This is a genomic window from Pseudomonas fluorescens (assembly GCF_902497855.1).
In the GTDB taxonomy this organism is placed as follows: Bacteria; Pseudomonadota; Gammaproteobacteria; order Pseudomonadales; family Pseudomonadaceae; genus Aquipseudomonas; species Aquipseudomonas fluorescens_BI.
Genome location: NZ_CABVHU010000015.1, coordinates 34,707 through 49,588, shown reverse-complemented (window position 1 = coordinate 49,588; position 14,882 = coordinate 34,707). Strand labels below are relative to the sequence as shown.

13 protein-coding genes are annotated in these 14,882 nt (G+C 61.8%); 8 read left to right on the top strand and 5 right to left on the bottom strand.

The features are described from left to right. The first annotated feature begins 7 nt into the window (after nt 1–7). The 3 genes from F8N96_RS26005 to greB are packed head-to-tail and all read left to right on the top strand — an operon-like array spanning nt 8 to nt 3,727. Complete coding sequence (locus tag F8N96_RS26005) at nt 8–691, top strand: ABC transporter ATP-binding protein (RefSeq protein WP_150800238.1); 684 nt, start codon at nt 8–10, stop codon at nt 689–691. Then, the gene (locus F8N96_RS26000; protein WP_150800237.1) at nt 691–3,195 is read left to right on the top strand and encodes an ABC transporter permease; all 2,505 of its coding nucleotides are present in this window, start codon (nt 691–693) and stop codon (nt 3,193–3,195) included. Before F8N96_RS26005 ends, F8N96_RS26000 begins: the two co-directional genes overlap by 1 nt. Before the next feature lie 34 nt (nt 3,196–3,229). Next, nucleotides 3,230–3,727, top strand: coding sequence for a transcription elongation factor GreB (gene greB, locus F8N96_RS25995; protein ID WP_064676581.1), 498 nt, complete (start codon nt 3,230–3,232; stop codon nt 3,725–3,727). An 18-nt stretch (nt 3,728–3,745) separates the two neighbouring features. On the opposite strand, the gene F8N96_RS25990 is transcribed toward greB, so the two are convergent. From F8N96_RS25990 to F8N96_RS25975, 3 genes are all read right to left on the bottom strand, one after another. Beyond that, a complete protein-coding gene (locus F8N96_RS25990; protein WP_128871797.1) occupies nt 3,746–4,054 on the bottom strand; it encodes a class I SAM-dependent methyltransferase in 309 nt (102 codons plus the stop codon). A 1,030-nt stretch (nt 4,055–5,084) separates the two neighbouring features. Continuing rightward, nucleotides 5,085–5,519: a DoxX family protein gene (locus F8N96_RS25980; RefSeq protein ID WP_150800236.1), complete on the bottom strand. Its 435-nt coding sequence runs from the start codon at nt 5,517–5,519 to the stop codon at nt 5,085–5,087. Between the two features lie 106 nt (nt 5,520–5,625). Next, nucleotides 5,626–7,047: a transglycosylase SLT domain-containing protein gene (locus tag F8N96_RS25975; RefSeq protein WP_150800235.1), complete on the bottom strand. Its 1,422-nt coding sequence runs from the start codon at nt 7,045–7,047 to the stop codon at nt 5,626–5,628. Nucleotides 7,048–7,276: 229 nt separating this feature from the next. Between F8N96_RS25975 and F8N96_RS25970 the strand changes: the two genes are divergently transcribed. Beyond that, nucleotides 7,277–8,083, top strand: coding sequence for a TatD family hydrolase (locus F8N96_RS25970; protein ID WP_150800234.1), 807 nt, complete (start codon nt 7,277–7,279; stop codon nt 8,081–8,083). 160 nt (nt 8,084–8,243) lie between these two features. Here the strand turns inward: F8N96_RS25970 and F8N96_RS25960 are convergent, their stop codons facing one another. Continuing rightward, complete coding sequence (locus F8N96_RS25960) at nt 8,244–9,449, bottom strand: acyl-CoA dehydrogenase (RefSeq protein ID WP_150800233.1); 1,206 nt, start codon at nt 9,447–9,449, stop codon at nt 8,244–8,246. Between the two features lie 202 nt (nt 9,450–9,651). Here F8N96_RS25960 and F8N96_RS25955 point away from each other — a divergent pair, with 202 nt between their 5' ends. Continuing rightward, on the top strand, nt 9,652–10,575 hold the full coding sequence (locus tag F8N96_RS25955; RefSeq protein ID WP_150800232.1) for a LysR family transcriptional regulator: 924 nt from the start codon (nt 9,652–9,654) through the stop codon (nt 10,573–10,575). Between the two features lie 232 nt (nt 10,576–10,807). Here the strand turns inward: F8N96_RS25955 and F8N96_RS25945 are convergent, their stop codons facing one another. Continuing rightward, nucleotides 10,808–11,485 (bottom strand): alpha/beta family hydrolase, encoded by a 678-nt coding sequence (locus tag F8N96_RS25945; protein ID WP_150800230.1) that lies wholly within the window; start codon nt 11,483–11,485, stop codon nt 10,808–10,810. Between the two features lie 95 nt (nt 11,486–11,580). Here F8N96_RS25945 and ccoN point away from each other — a divergent pair, with 95 nt between their 5' ends. From ccoN to ccoP, 3 genes are read left to right on the top strand one after another with little or no spacing between them, the layout of a single operon-like run. Beyond that, a complete protein-coding gene (gene ccoN, locus F8N96_RS25940) occupies nt 11,581–13,005 on the top strand; it encodes a cytochrome-c oxidase, cbb3-type subunit I (RefSeq protein ID WP_150800229.1) in 1,425 nt (474 codons plus the stop codon). Nucleotides 13,006–13,015: 10 nt separating this feature from the next. Beyond that, a complete protein-coding gene (ccoO, locus tag F8N96_RS25935; RefSeq protein ID WP_008157297.1) occupies nt 13,016–13,624 on the top strand; it encodes a cytochrome-c oxidase, cbb3-type subunit II in 609 nt (202 codons plus the stop codon). Nucleotides 13,625–13,662: 38 nt separating this feature from the next. Next, nucleotides 13,663–14,616, top strand: a complete 954-nt coding sequence (ccoP, locus tag F8N96_RS25930) for a cytochrome-c oxidase, cbb3-type subunit III (RefSeq protein ID WP_150800228.1) — start codon at nt 13,663–13,665, stop codon at nt 14,614–14,616. The last annotated feature ends 266 nt before the right edge of the window (nt 14,617–14,882 follow it).

Sequence of the window (14,882 nt, the reverse complement as noted above, 5' to 3'; positions counted from 1 at the left end):
ATTCTCCATGGGCGCAAGCATTCTCACCGCGAAGAACCTCAGCAAAGTGGTAACCAGCGCGGAAGGTGAACTGACTATCCTGCACGAACTCAGCCTGGAACTGAACAAGGGTGACAGCCTGGCCATCGTCGGCGCCTCCGGTTCCGGCAAATCCACCCTCCTCGGCCTGCTGGCCGGCCTCGACCTGCCGAGCAGCGGCGAAGTCACCCTGGCCGGGCAAGGCCTGAGCCAACTCGATGAAGACCAGCGCGCCCGCATCCGCGCCGAACATGTCGGTTTTGTCTTTCAATCCTTCCAGCTGCTCGACAGTCTCAACGCCCTGGAAAACGTCATGCTGCCGCTGGAACTCGACGGTCGCAAAGACGCCCGTGAGCGTGCCACCCAATTGCTGCAACGGGTCGGCCTCGGCCAACGCCTGAGCCACTCGCCCCGCCAGCTCTCCGGCGGTGAACAGCAGCGCGTGGCCATCGCCCGCGCCTTTGCCGCCGAACCGGATGTGTTATTCGCCGACGAACCCACCGGCAATCTCGACAGCCACACCGGCGAACGCATCAGCGACCTGCTGTTCGAACTCAACCAGGAAAGGGGCACGACCCTGGTGCTGGTGACCCACGACGAACGCCTGGCACATCGCTGCCGGCGCCTGATCCGCCTTGAAGCCGGCCTGCTGGTCGCCCCTCTGGAGCCTTGATGGCACGCCTGCCGCTGCTGCGCCTGTTCAGCCTCGCTATCCGCCAACTGCTGCGCGACGCCCGCGCCGGTGAACTGCGGGTGTTGTTCTTCGCCCTGCTGGTGGCCGTGGCGTCGAGTACCGCCATCGGCTACTTCGGTGCCCGCCTGAACGGTGCCATGATGCTGCGCGCCACCGAATTCCTCGGCGCCGACCTGCTGCTCGAAGGCAGCTCGCCGGCGCGCCCCGAACAGATCAGCAGTGGCGTGGAGCTGGGCCTGGAACACGCGCAGGTGGTGGAGTTTTCCAGCGTCATTGCCACCGACAACGGCATCCAGCTCTCCAGCATCAAGGCCGCCGACGACGTCTACCCGCTGCGCGGCGAACTGAAAAGCACCCCCGCGCCCTTTGCCGCGGAAGAAGCCGGTGGCGGGCCGAAACCCGGTGAAGCCTGGGTCGAAGGACGCCTGCTGACCGCGCTGGACCTGAAGATCGGCGACAGCATCGACGTCGGCATGAAAACCCTGAAACTGGCGCGCGTGCTGACCTACGAACCCGACCGTGCCGGCAATTTCTACAGCCTCACGCCACGGGTGCTGATCAACCTCGACGACCTCGCGGCGACCGGCGTGGTGCAACCCGGCAGCCGGGTCAGCTACCGCGAACTCTGGCGCGGCAATGCCGAGGCCCTGGAAACCTATCGGCAACTGATCAAGCCCGGGCTGGCCGCCAACCAGCGCATACAGGATGCCCGGGACGGCAACCGGCAGATCGGCGGCGCCCTGGGCAAGGCCGAACGGTACCTGAACATGGCCAGCCTGGTGGCGGTGCTGCTGGCCGGTGTGGCGGTGGCATTGTCGGCGACGCGTTTCGCTACGCGCCGATTCGATGCCAGCGCCTTGTTGCGCTGCCTGGGCTTGTCCCGTCGGGAAACCATGGTGCTGTTCAGTTTGCAGCTGACGGTGCTCGGACTGCTCGCCAGTATCGGCGGCGCCTTTATCGGCTGGCTGGCGCAGCTCGGCCTGTTCGCCTTGCTGCATGACCTGGTGCCGACCGATGTGCCGCCGGGCGGCCTGTTGCCGGGCATCGCCGGGATCGGCACCGGGCTGGTGGCATTGGCCGGTTTCGCCTTGCCGCCGCTGGCTGCGCTGGGTCGGGTGCCACCCTTGCGGGTATTGCGTCGGGACATGCTGCCGATTCCCACCAGCACCTGGATGGTCTACGGCGCGGCGCTGGGCGCCCTCGGCCTGATCATGTGGCGCCTGAGCCTGGACCTGCTGCTGACCTTTGCCCTGCTCGGCGGTGGTGTGATCGCCGCGCTGGTGCTGGGCGGTTTGCTGTTGCTGCTGCTCAACAGCCTGCGTCGAATGCTCGCGCGCGCGCCCCTGCCATGGCGGCTCGGGTTGGGCCAGTTGCTGCGCCATCCGCTGGCCGCCGCGGGGCAGGCCCTGGCCTTCGGCCTGATTCTGCTGTCCATGGCATTGATCGCCCTGTTGCGCGGCGAACTGCTGGACACCTGGCAGAACCAGTTGCCAAAAAATGCGCCAAACTATTTCGCGCTGAACATTCTGCCGGCGGACAAGCAGGCCTTCACCGACCGGTTGATCGAACTGTCGGCACAGTCGGCGCCGTTGTACCCGGTGGTGCCGGGGCGACTGATCAGCATCAATGGCGAACCGGTGCAGGAAATCGTCAGCAAGGATTCGGCCGGTGATCGGGCGATCCAGCGCGACTTGAGCCTGACCTGGGCGGCGGACCTGCCGGCGGGCAACACGCTCACCGCCGGCAACTGGTGGCCCGAACAGGCGCCGGACGAGATTCCCGGCGTATCGGTGGAAGGCAAGGTCGCCGAGAGCTTGAAGCTCAAGCTCGGCGATCACATGGTGTTTACCGTCGGCGGGATGAATCGCGAAGCGAAAGTCACCAGCCTGCGAGACATCAACTGGGACAACTTTCAGCCGAACTTCTTCATGATCTTCCAGCCTGGCACGTTGAAGGATTTGCCGGCCACCTACCTGACCAGTTTCTACCTGGCGGCCGGTCATGATCAGCAGATCGTCGACCTGTCCCGGTCCTTCCCGGCGGTGACGATTCTGCAAGTCGAAGCCTTGCTCGCGCAGTTGCGCAGCATCCTCGCCCAGGTCACCCTGGCGGTGGAGTACGTGTTGTTGTTCGTGTTGGCGGCAGGCATGGCGGTGTTGTTCTCCGGCCTGCAAGCGACGCTGGACGAGCGCATTCGCCAAGGTGCCTTGTTGCGGGCGCTGGGGGCCGAGCGGCAGTTGCTGGTCAAGGCCCGACGCATCGAGTTCGGGTTGCTTGGCGCAGTCAGCGGCTTGTTGGCGGCGCTGGGCTCGGAACTGGTGAGCCTGGTGCTTTACCGCTACGCCTTCGACCTGCCCTGGCAGCCGCATCCGTGGCTGCTGGTGCTGCCGCTGATCGGCGCCGTGCTGATCGGTGGTGCCGGTGTGTTCGGGACTCGTCGCGCCTTGAACGCCAGCCCCCTGACAGTCTTGCGCGAGGGTTGATAGACTCAAGCCTTCTCCACCACAAGAAGTTGCCATGAGCCGTTATCGCCCTCCCCGCACCGCAGGCACTGCGCTGATCACCCCCGAGGGTGAAGCGCGGATGCGGGCCGAGTTCCATGAACTCTGGCATGTGCGCCGCCCACAGGTCACGCAGTCGGTCAGCGAGGCCGCGGCCCAGGGCGATCGCTCGGAGAACGCCGAGTACACCTACGGCAAGAAAATGCTGCGCGAGATCGACAGTCGCGTGCGCTTTCTGACCAAGCGGCTGGAAGCGCTCAAGGTGGTCAGCGAGAAGCCGAGCGATCCGAACAAGGTTTATTTTGGCGCCTGGGTCACCATTGAAGACGAGGCTGGCAAAGAGTCGCGCTATCGCATCGTCGGTCCGGATGAGCTGGATTTGAAGTTGGGGCTGATCAGCATCGACTCACCGCTGGCCCGCGCCTTGATCGGCAAGGCACTGGACGCCGAGGTCAGGGTCCAGACGCCGACCGGCGAGCAGTGTGTGTATATCGTGGCGATCGACTATCCCTGAGTCGCAGTGCGCTGAACTTCAGCGGCGGGTGATCAGGCCTTGTCGGGCAACACGGGTCAGTTGCCTGATCACTTCGGGGGCGTCTTCAATGCTGGGCGATTGAATCACCGCCAGATCAAAGCTGTCGCTGGCAAATCGGGCCAGGGACTCGCCGTCTTCGACAAACTGGATCAGGAAGGCTGCAGGGCCGCCGGTGCGACGTGGCCAGCCATCGAGATAACGCAGGAGCGTCGGCTGATGTTTGCCGCCAAGCAGGATTTTTGGATTGCGCTGGGTCAGGTGGGCCGTGATCGGCGCGGGGCGTATAACAGGGCTTAGTGCATTCATCGTGTCGTGTCTCTGCCTCAAAAAGTCTGCATGGCAGGTGAGAGGCAACACCGAACCAGCGCTTTAGCGGTATTTCGAAGCTTGCTGCAAGCTTCTGTCGGCAACTGGATAAGTCACCTGGCGCCCCGCAAGTAGCTGTTTAAATCGGCGCATGAGCAGCATCCTAGAGAAGCTGACCGGAGGGTGTCAAGAATGACGCGCAACAAAACAACGGGCTGCGCGATGGGAATGTGGGAGTACATATCCGTTTCTGCGGTAACGGCCGCTGACGGTTCCGCCCTTACGGCGGGTCACTTTGAAAAGCGCAAAGTAACCAAACGCTCTTGCCCCTTTCGTTCGGTGCCTCGCTAGTGCTCGGCATGCCCTCGCTCCGGTCCTGCTCCGTGGGCCCGCCGCCATCGGCCATCCATGGCCGGGGGCGGCTAACCCGGCATCCATGCCGGGTTGCCCACTGCGCAGAACCTCCACTCGGCCTCTCGAGGCGGCGGTGCATCAAGATCAAAAGCTGCAGGCGAGCTAACGCTCGGCCTGTTGAGTGGTGAAAAGCAAAAGCCGTACGCCAATCCTCTGTAGGAGCCGGCTTGCCGGCGAAGGCGTCCGTTCAGTCAAAAAATTTTCTAGCTGACCCACCGCTTTCGCTGGCAAGCCAGCTCCTACAGTTGAACTGTGTGATGCCCAGCACCGAGTTCGCTGAAGTTGCCTTTGCCTTTGCCTTTGCCTTTGCCTTTGCTGTTGCTGTTGCCGTTGCTTTGGCTTCAGATCTGCCGCCCCTTTCCCAGAGGCCGAACGCAGGCGTTGCGCAGGGGGCACCGCGGCAGGGATGCCGCGGTAGCCGCCCCCGGCCATGGATGGCCGATGGCGGCGGGCCCCCGGAGCAATGCCTTCGTTACGGCATGCCGAGCCTAGGCGAGGCACCGAATGGCGGGGCAAAGCGCTTTGGTTACTTTCGCGCTTTTCGAAAGTGACTCGCTGTAAGAGCGAAACCGTCAGCGGCCGTTACCGCAGAAACGGATATGTACACAGAAAACGATCAACCCGCGATGGCCCGATCAACCGACAGCCTGCCCGCACCTTCGATCAACACCGCAATACTGCCACCCAACAGCGCCAAGGCGAATTCATACCCGTTGTTGGCCATGAACAGCCCATTGCCAATATGCACAGTGAAAATCGCCACCAGCGAAAGGAAAGTCAGACCCAGTGCCGCCGGGCGTGCCAGCAAGCCAATGATCAATGCCAGGCCGCCAAAGAACTCGGTCCCACCCGCCAGCGTCGCCATCACGTAGCCTGGCGTCAGACCGATGCTCTCCATGTACTGCGCCGTGCCCGCCAGACCATAACCACCAAACGCGCCGAACAGTTTCTGCGAACCATGGGCCGCGAAGATGATGCCGACGAAAATCCGCAGGACAGTCAGGCCATAGCCGGCGCGGGTAAACAGTACCTTGTTGATCAGTGTGTTCATGCTGTGTCATCCATTCTGGAGTTGAGTGTGGGATTGGCCGCTATATTAATCAGTAAATATCATGTTAAAAGCGCAATAAATCCGCCATAACAATCAGTTTATTCGATCATTTACGCGAGACAACCTTCTGCCTCCCGGGCTCCAACGACTCCCGCTCCCGATCGAACGCCAGGTAATACTTGTTCACGCTATTAACATAGCTGACGGCACCCATTCCCACCTGCTCCATGGCGATGCGTTCCACCTGGAAGAACCACTGGTTGGGATTCAAGCCCCGGCGACGCGCCTCGGCACGCATACCTTGCACGCGCTCCGGCCCCATGTTGTAGGCCGCCAGGACGAACGCCATGCGCTCGCGCTCGTTGAGCTTGGGGCTGGAAAAGAATTTGCGACGGATCAAGGCCAGGTATTTGGCCCCGGCCTGCACATTGGCGTCGAGGTTCTGGATATTGTTGACCCCCACCCGCTGGGCCGCGGAGGGGGTGATCTGCATCAGGCCGGTGGGGCCGCTGCCGCTGCGGGCATTGGGTTGCAGCGACGACTCCTTGAACGCCAGCGCCGCCAGGTTCAGCCAGTCCATGCCTTGAGCGTCAGCGTGTTTCTGCAGCACCGGTCGAAGTTTTTCCAGGCGCTGTCGATCCGCCTTGGCCAGGGGATAGTGCACTCGATACAAGCGTCGATAGGTCCGCAGGAATGCGACGTCCTGATCCGATGGCTTCTTGTAGCCGGTCAGGAAGCGATCGATGCTCGCGCGCAGCATCGAAGCATCGCGGCGCACGAACCAGAACTCTTCGCCCGGCTCACTGATGAGCACCTGCCGATCAAAACGCAGCTTGGGCAGGATCTTGCCCCAGCGCTCGGCGATCGGTTGTTCGACGATAGTCAGGTGAAAAATCCCGCCCTGGACCATCTCCAGCACATCCTCCACCGCCAGGCTGGGATCGACCCACTCGATCTTCACCGGCGCCAGCTTGTGCAGCGCCAGCTTCTGATTGATCTGACTGACGGCATCGCCAGCGGCACTGCCGGTGGGTAGCGCCAGGGTTTTGCCCGAGAGTTGTTCAAGACGGGTGTAGCGTCGCTCGCCCTTGATACCGACCAGCAGCAAAGGCACGTTGCTCGAAACCGGCGCACTGGTGCTCACGGCGTAGCCGGGTCGCAGATCGAGCAGTTCCCCGGGCGCCACCAGATCCCCCTCACCGCGCTGCAGCGCCCCGAGCAATTGATCCTTGGCCTTGGGAATGATCTTGAGGGTGATTTCCTGACCGTCTCGGGCGTGACCGTTGAGGTATTGTTCGAAGGCGCGCAGGCGATGGTATTCGACGCCAATGGACTGACCCTGGACTTCGCCGGAGCTATTGCGGCTCTGATTGACCAACACCCTCAACACCTGACTGCTGCGGATGTCCGCCAGATCGCGGACCTTGACTGCCGGCACGGCTTGCAGCGGCCCGGCCAGGCGCGCAACCGCGGGCATCGGCAGCAGCAACGAACAACACAGCAGTAGCAAAACCGAGGGACGAATCATCCGCTCTCCGCAAAGAATACCGGGTCGATCGTTGTCATGGGATCGAACGACAGAAACAGAGCGCATTGAGCGCTGACAAGGTGCCGAAAACTGGCACAGTGATGGCACATTCACCAGCCGGACCTGTCTCTCGGACTCAAGAGACAGCAATAAACCGTTGTAGTTCTTGGTTTTTCTTATAAATCTGCAGCTCTGATATGCTTTCCGGCCTTTGGTCCGAGGTAGCACCATGCAACTCATCGATATCGGCGTCAACCTGACCAACCCCAGTTTTGCCGACAAACACCAGGCTGTACTGGACCGCGCCTACGCGGCCGGGGTCTGCCAGTTGGTGCTCACCGGTACCAGTGTCGAGGGCAGCGAACAGGCGCTGGAGCTGTGTCGCCAGCTGGATGAAACGGCGCAACGCCTGTTTGCCACCGCCGGTATTCATCCTCATTCGGCCAGTGACTGGAACGCCGACAGCGAGCGGCAACTGCGCAGTTTGCTCAAGGAACCGAATGTGGTGGCCGTGGGTGAATGCGGACTGGATTTCAATCGCGATTTCTCGCCGCGTCCGCAGCAGGAAAAAGTCCTCGAAGAGCACCTGGCGATGGCGGTCGAGCTACAAATGCCCGTGTTCCTCCACGAGCGCGATGCCAGCCAGCGTTTGCTGGAGATCCTGCGTGACTACCGTGATCAATTGCCCGCGGCGGTGGTGCATTGCTTCACCGGCGAAAAAAAGGCCCTGTTCAGCTACCTGGATCTGGATTTGCATATCGGCATCACCGGCTGGATTTGCGACGAGCGCCGGGGGACGCACCTGCATCCACTGGTGAAGGAAATCAAGCGCGGGCGGTTGATGCTGGAAAGCGATGCGCCGTACCTGTTACCGCGCAGTTTGCGGCCCAAGCCGAAAAACGGGCGCAACGAGCCGGCGTATCTCACCGAGGTGTTGCGCGAAGTGGCGCTGCATCGCGGGGAAAGCGAGGAAGACCTGGCGGCTCATAGCACGGCGTGTGCGCGGGCGTTCTATGGGCTGCCGATGGCAGTGTAGGAGCCGGCTTGCCGGCGATGGACGTCAACGATAACGCGTTCATCCAGATAGCACGCGTCATCGTTGACGTCCTTCGCCGGCAAGCCGGCTCCTACATGAGCGCCGCGTTTATTCAGTAAACAGGCGTTATCGTTTACGTCCATCGCGAGCGAGCTTGCTCCTACCCGACGTACTTGCCGATCTCGAACTTGCCGATCGCCGCGCGGTGCACTTCGTCCGGGCCATCGGCCAGGCGCAGGGTGCGCTGCATCGCGTACATGTAGGCCAGCGGGAAATCGTTGGACACCCCTGCCCCGCCATGGATCTGGATCGCCCGGTCGATCACTCGCAGGGCGACGTTCGGCGCCACCACCTTGATCTGCGCGATTTCGCTCTTCGCAAATTTATTGCCGACGGTGTCCATCATGTACGCGGCCTTCAATGTCAGCAGGCGCGCCATGTCGATCTCCATCCGCGAGTCGGCGATCTTGTCGATGTTACCGCCCAGACGCGCCAGGGGCTTGCCAAACGCGGTACGGTTCACCGAGCGTTTGCACATCAGTTCCAGCGCGCGCTCAGCCATGCCGATCGAACGCATGCAGTGGTGAATCCGGCCAGGGCCAAGGCGACCCTGGGCGATTTCGAAGCCGCGTCCTTCGCCCAGCAGGACGTTTTCGTACGGCACCCGGACATTGTCGAACAGCACTTCGGCATGACCGTGAGGGGCATCGTCATAACCGAACACCGGCAACGGGCGCACGATTTTCACCCCCGGGGCATCCACCGGCACCAGAATCATCGAGTGCTGGGCATGGCGCGGTGCGTCCGGATTGCTCAGGCCCATGAAGATCAGGATCTTGCAGCGCGGATCGCAGGCGCCCGAGGTCCACCATTTCTTGCCGTTGATCACCCACTCGTCGCCATCGCGCACTGCGCGGGCGGCCATGTTGGTGGCGTCGGAAGACGCCACGTCCGGTTCGGTCATGGCAAACGCCGAGCGAATGTCGCCGCGCAGCAAGGGTTCGAGCCAGCGTTGCTTCTGTTCTTCGTTGGCGTAACGCACCAGCACTTCCATGTTGCCCGTGTCCGGCGCAGAGCAGTTGAACGGTTCCGGTCCCAGCAGCGAACGGCCCATGATTTCCGCCAATGGTGCGTATTCCAGGTTGCTCAGGCCGGCGCCGAGGTCGGACTCAGGCAGAAACAAATTCCACAGCCCTTGCGCCTTGGCCTTGAGTTTGAGCTCCTCCATGATTGCCGTCGGCTGCCAGCGATCGCCCTCGGCGACCTGGCGTTCGAACACGGCTTCGGCAGGATAAACGTAGGAGTCCATGAACGCGGTCACGCGCTCACGCAGTTCTTGCACCTTGGGCGAATAAGCGAAATCCATGGGCAGCTCTACCTATTGACAGGGGGTTTTGATGAGTTGTTCAGGTCATGCAATCGATGCTAGAACAGCTACGAAAATTTACCTAGCCTATTCTCGGCGTGTATTAACATTCATCACCGATATATGATCGACTGATCGGCAAGGCCACCCAGCCCTATGACACCGCCCCTATAACACCGCCCCTATAACAAGAGTGCAGCCAATGAATCTGAGCAAGGTCGACCTCAATCTTTTCATCGTCTTTGACGCGATTTACACCGAAGCCAACCTGACCCGGGCCGGGCAGATAGTCGGGATCACCCAACCGGCGGTGTCCAACGCCCTGGCTCGCCTGCGTGAGACCTTCAACGATCCGTTGTTCGTGCGCACCGCCCAGGGCATGGTCCCGACACCGATGGCCCAGAACATCATCGGCCCGGTCCGCAACGCCCTCTCCCTGCTGCGGGTCTCGGTGCAGGAAAGCCGCATCTTCAATCCGTTGCAGGCGGTCAAGACCTACCGCATCAGCATGACCGACCTCACCGAAGCGGTGATTTTGCCGCCCCTGTTCCAGCGCCTGCGTCGCCTGGCCCCCGCCGTGATCATCGAGAGCTTCCTGTCCAAGCGCCGCGAAACCACCAAGGAACTGGCGGCCGGGCGCCTCGACTTCGCCGTCGACGCGCCGCTCAACACCGACCCGCAGGTGCGCCACGTCAAGCTGATGGAAGACCGTTACGTGTGTGCCATGCGCAAGGGGCATCCGCTGGCCGGCAAGGAAAAATTCAGCCTCGATGACTACCTGTCCCAGACCCACATCCATATCTCCAGCCGACGCAGCGGTCTGGGCCATGTCGATCTGGCATTGGGCAAGATGGGCATCCAGCGCAAGATCGCCCTGCGCTCCCAGCATTACCTGATGGCCTCGCAAGTGTTGCAGCAGACGGACATGGTCATGACCGTGCCCGAGCGCTTCGCCCGCCGTCATGACTTGTACTCGGTGAACCTGCCGGTCAATGACGTGCCGCCGGTGGAAACCCACCTCTACTGGCACGAAAGCACCGACCAGGACCCGGCCAACCGCTGGATGCGCGAGCAGATGATCGAGCTGTGCCAGCAGGTGACGGCCCATGAAAAGAAGCCCCTGTAGGAGCGAGCTTGCTCGCGATGGACGCCAACGATAACGCGTGCTCCCTGAATAAACGCGTCGCCCTCGGGACCATCGCGAGCGAAGGCGGCCTCAAGCCTTGCAGCGCCCATGACGACGCCTTCGCCAGCAAGCCGGCTCCTACAGTTCAGGAGTCGCGTCAAATCGCACAACCGGCGTGGAATCTGGAGCGAGGCCGGCGTTCCGACATGAGTCCCCGGGCGGCAGCGAAAGCTTACAGAAGAAACATGGCAACCTTGCTCGCCGCTGCCGCCAGATGCTGTTCATGCGTAAGTCTCGAAACCTTCAGTGGCTTCAAATCGTGATCCCCCACCACCAGCCAGAACACCTCGATGCTCGGCGCCAATGTGTAAGCCTCGACCGCGTCACGATTGCCCAACGCATCCCGCTCCCCCTGAACGATCAACGTCCGCGTCTTCAATCCTGCCAAATGCTCGACCCGCGGCTTCTCCGGCTTGCCAACCGCATAAAACGGATACCCCAGGCACACCAGCGCATCCACCCCCAGTTCATCCGCCAATAGACTGGCCATACGCCCGCCCATGGACTTGCCGCCAATGGCCAGGCGCCCAGCGACATGGCGTCGCACCACGGCATGGACCTCACGCCAGCATTCCAGCAGTTTGGGTGCCGGGTTTGGTGGACGTTTACCGCCATCCAGCCGCCGCTGCGCCATGTATGGAAACTCGAACCGCAACACGTTGACGCCTTGAGCCGCAAGGCGTGCAGCCATGTCGCTCATCCAGTCACTGTCCATCGGCGCACCGGCGCCGTGGGCGAGAATCAACGTCGCCGATGCCGGCGCTGAAGCGGCATTCCACAACCATCCATGGTCGCGCACACACTGCGCCCATTGATCCCCGTCAATACTGGCCTTGTGCTCTTTGCCCATGCTTGCCTCGCTGTCAGTCTGCCTATAACTCCAGGCGAAGTGAGCGTTGCCTTGCGCATCCGCCTTCACTTCGGCTGAACCGTGGATGGGGAACCATGAACACTTCTATCAGTACCGCCTACAACTACAAGGTGGTCCGCCAATTTGCCATTATGACGGTGGTGTGGGGCATCGTCGGCATGGGACTCGGGGTTTTTCTCGCCGCCCAGTTGGTATGGCCCGAACTCAACTTCAATCTGCCATGGACCAGTTTCGGCCGGTTGCGCCCGTTGCACACCAACGCGGTGATCTTCGCCTTTGGCGGTTGCGCCCTGTTCGCCAGTTCTTTCTATTCGGTGCAGCGCACCTGCCAGACCCGATTGTTTGCGCCGAAAATCGCCGCATTCTGCTTCTGGGGCTGGCAGCTGGTGATTCTGCTGGCAGCGATCAGCCTGCCGCTGGGTTACACCACTTCCAAGGAATACGCCGAACTCGAATGGCCGATCGACATCCTGATCACCATCGTCTGGGTCGCGTACGCAGTGGTGTTCTTCGGCACGATCATGCAGCGCAAGACCCGGCACATTTACGTCGGTAACTGGTTCTTCGGCGCGTTCATCGTCACCGTGGCGATTCTGCACATCGTCAACAACCTCGAACTGCCGGTGAGTTTCACCAAGTCGTACTCGGTGTACGCCGGTGCCACCGACGCCATGGTGCAGTGGTGGTACGGGCACAACGCCGTAGGCTTTTTCCTCACCGCCGGCTTCCTCGGGATGATGTATTACTTCGTACCGAAACAGGCCGAACGCCCGGTGTATTCCTATCGCCTGTCGATCGTGCACTTCTGGGCGCTGATCACCCTGTACATCTGGGCCGGCCCGCACCACTTGCACTACACCGCGCTGCCGGACTGGGCCCAGTCGCTGGGCATGGTGATGTCGCTGATCCTGCTGGCACCGAGCTGGGGCGGGATGATCAACGGCATGATGACGCTCTCCGGCGCCTGGCATAAGTTGCGCAGCGACCCGATCCTGCGCTTCCTCGTGGTGTCGCTGGCGTTCTACGGCATGTCGACCTTCGAAGGGCCGATGATGGCGATCAAAACGGTGAACGCCCTCTCCCACTACACCGACTGGACCATCGGCCACGTACACGCCGGTGCATTGGGCTGGGTGGCCATGATCTCGATCGGCGCGCTGTACCACATGATTCCGAAAGTCTTCGGCCGCGAGCAGATGCACAGCATCGGCCTGATCAACGCGCACTTCTGGCTCGCCACCATCGGCACCGTGCTCTACATCGCGTCGATGTGGGTCAACGGCATCGCCCAGGGCCTGATGTGGCGCGCGGTCAATGAAGACGGGACGCTGACCTACTCCTTCGTCGAAACCCTGGTGGCCAGCCATCCGGGCTTCGTCGTGCGCCTGGTAGGCGGTGCGATCTTCTTCAGCGGCATGTTGCTGATGGCCTACAACACCTGGCGCACCGTGCGGGCCTCGCAGCCTGCCGAAGTCGCCGCTGCCGCGCAGATTGCCTGAGGAGGCCGCCATGAAACACGAAACAATCGAGAAAAACGTCGGCCTGCTGATGTTGCTGATGGTGCTGGCCGTGAGCATCGGCGGCCTGACCCAGATCGTCCCGCTGTTCTTCCAGGATGTGACCAACAAACCGGTGGAAGGTATGAAGCCCTACACCGCGCTGCAATTGGAAGGTCGCGACATCTACATCCGCGAAGGCTGCGTCGGTTGCCATTCGCAGATGATCCGGCCGTTCCGCGCCGAGACCGAACGCTATGGTCACTACTCAGTTGCCGGTGAAAGCGTCTGGGACCATCCGTTCCTCTGGGGCTCGAAACGTACCGGTCCGGACCTCGCCCGGGTCGGCGGTCGCTACTCCGAAGACTGGCACCGCGCGCACTTGTACAACCCGCGCAACGTGGTGCCGGAATCGAAAATGCCCGGCTATCCGTGGCTGGTGGCCAATCAACTCGACAGCAGCCACACCGAAACCAAGATCAAGGCGATGCGCACCCTCGGCGTGCCGTACACCGACGACGACATCGCAGGCTCAGTGGCTTCGCTCAAGGGCAAGACCGAAATGGACGCGCTGGTCGCTTACCTGCAAGTGCTCGGCACCTCCATCAAGAGCAAGAGGTGAGCCATGTTCTTTGAACCCTCAACAAGGAGTACCCGGCCATGACCACCTTCTGGAGTACGTGGATCTGCGTACTGACCATCGGCAGCCTGATCGGCCTGACCTGGCTGCTGATCGGCACCCGCAAGGGCGAAACCAAGGGCAGCGTCGACCAGACCATGGGCCACAGCTTTGACGGCATCGAGGAGTACGACAACCCGCTGCCGCAGTGGTGGTTCATGCTGTTCGCCGGCACGCTGGTGTTCGCCGTGGGTTATCTGGTGCTTTACCCCGGCCTGGGCAACTGGAAAGGCATCCTGCCCGGCTACGAGGACGGCTGGACCGGCGTCCACGAGTGGGAAAAGGAGATGAACAAGGCCGAGGCGAAGTTCGGGCCGATCTTCGCAAAATTCGCGGCGATTCCCGTGGAAGAAGTGGCCACGGACCCGCTAGCATTGAAAATGGGCGGTCGCCTGTTTGCCTCCAATTGCGCGGTCTGCCACGGCTCGGACGCCAAGGGCGCCTTTGGCTTCCCCAACCTGGCCGACAACAGCTGGCGCTGGGGCGGCAACGCCGACACCATCAAAACCACGATCATGGGCGGTCGCATGGCGGCGATGCCGGCCTGGGGTGAAATCCTTGGTGATGCCGGCGTGAAGAACGTCGCGGCCTATGTGCGCCATGACCTGGCCGGCCTGCCGTTGCCTGCCGACAGCGGTGCCGACCTGCACGCCGGACAGCAAGCGTTCAGCACGATGTGCGTAGCCTGTCATGGGGCAAACGGCCAGGGCACTGAAGCCATGGGCGCGCCGAACCTGACGCAACCGGCCGGTTTTATCTACGGAACAAGCCTGGCGCAGCTTGGACAAACGATTCGTCATGGTCGCCAGGGTCATATGCCGGCGCAGAACGAACTGCTCGGCAACGATAAGGTGCAATTGCTCGCCGCTTATGTGTACAGCCTGTCACAGGGTCTGAATACAGAGCGTTTGCAGGCTGAAGGCAAACAGGAATAAATCTCGACCGCTCTGCTGCCGCATTCTCCCGGATGCGGCAGTTCCCTGCTTCTTTGCGACCAAGTGTCGCACCCTCCGTTAGTCCTCCTTTCGGTTCCCCAGTTTCGGGTCTAAGCTTCTTCCGATGCGGACTGGCATGAGCCGGTTCCAGGTCGCCCTTAGCGGATGTGTTCGACAAACCTGCTCGATGGAAGGCCGCAAAGGCTGGTGGACACCGGCTGTCGTGCCAATTGGCCATCGGCCATCCAATCGTCATGTTTGAACAT

Bases quoted from the DNA above. Each gene is read 5' to 3' on its own strand.
- F8N96_RS26005 (WP_150800238.1), top strand. From the start codon at position 8: ATGGGCGCAAGCATTCTCACCGCGAAGAACCTCAGCAAAGTGGTAACC.
- F8N96_RS26000 (WP_150800237.1), top strand. From the start codon at position 691: ATGGCACGCCTGCCGCTGCTGCGCCTGTTCAGCCTCGCTATCCGCCAA.
- greB (WP_064676581.1), top strand. From the start codon at position 3,230: ATGAGCCGTTATCGCCCTCCCCGCACCGCAGGCACTGCGCTGATCACC.
- F8N96_RS25990 (WP_128871797.1), bottom strand. From the start codon at position 4,054: ATGAATGCACTAAGCCCTGTTATACGCCCCGCGCCGATCACGGCCCAC.
- F8N96_RS25980 (WP_150800236.1), bottom strand. From the start codon at position 5,519: ATGAACACACTGATCAACAAGGTACTGTTTACCCGCGCCGGCTATGGC.
- F8N96_RS25975 (WP_150800235.1), bottom strand. From the start codon at position 7,047: ATGATTCGTCCCTCGGTTTTGCTACTGCTGTGTTGTTCGTTGCTGCTG.
- F8N96_RS25970 (WP_150800234.1), top strand. From the start codon at position 7,277: ATGCAACTCATCGATATCGGCGTCAACCTGACCAACCCCAGTTTTGCC.
- F8N96_RS25960 (WP_150800233.1), bottom strand. From the start codon at position 9,449: ATGGATTTCGCTTATTCGCCCAAGGTGCAAGAACTGCGTGAGCGCGTG.
- F8N96_RS25955 (WP_150800232.1), top strand. From the start codon at position 9,652: ATGAATCTGAGCAAGGTCGACCTCAATCTTTTCATCGTCTTTGACGCG.
- F8N96_RS25945 (WP_150800230.1), bottom strand. From the start codon at position 11,485: ATGGGCAAAGAGCACAAGGCCAGTATTGACGGGGATCAATGGGCGCAG.
- ccoN (WP_150800229.1), top strand. From the start codon at position 11,581: ATGAACACTTCTATCAGTACCGCCTACAACTACAAGGTGGTCCGCCAA.
- ccoO (WP_008157297.1), top strand. From the start codon at position 13,016: ATGAAACACGAAACAATCGAGAAAAACGTCGGCCTGCTGATGTTGCTG.
- ccoP (WP_150800228.1), top strand. From the start codon at position 13,663: ATGACCACCTTCTGGAGTACGTGGATCTGCGTACTGACCATCGGCAGC.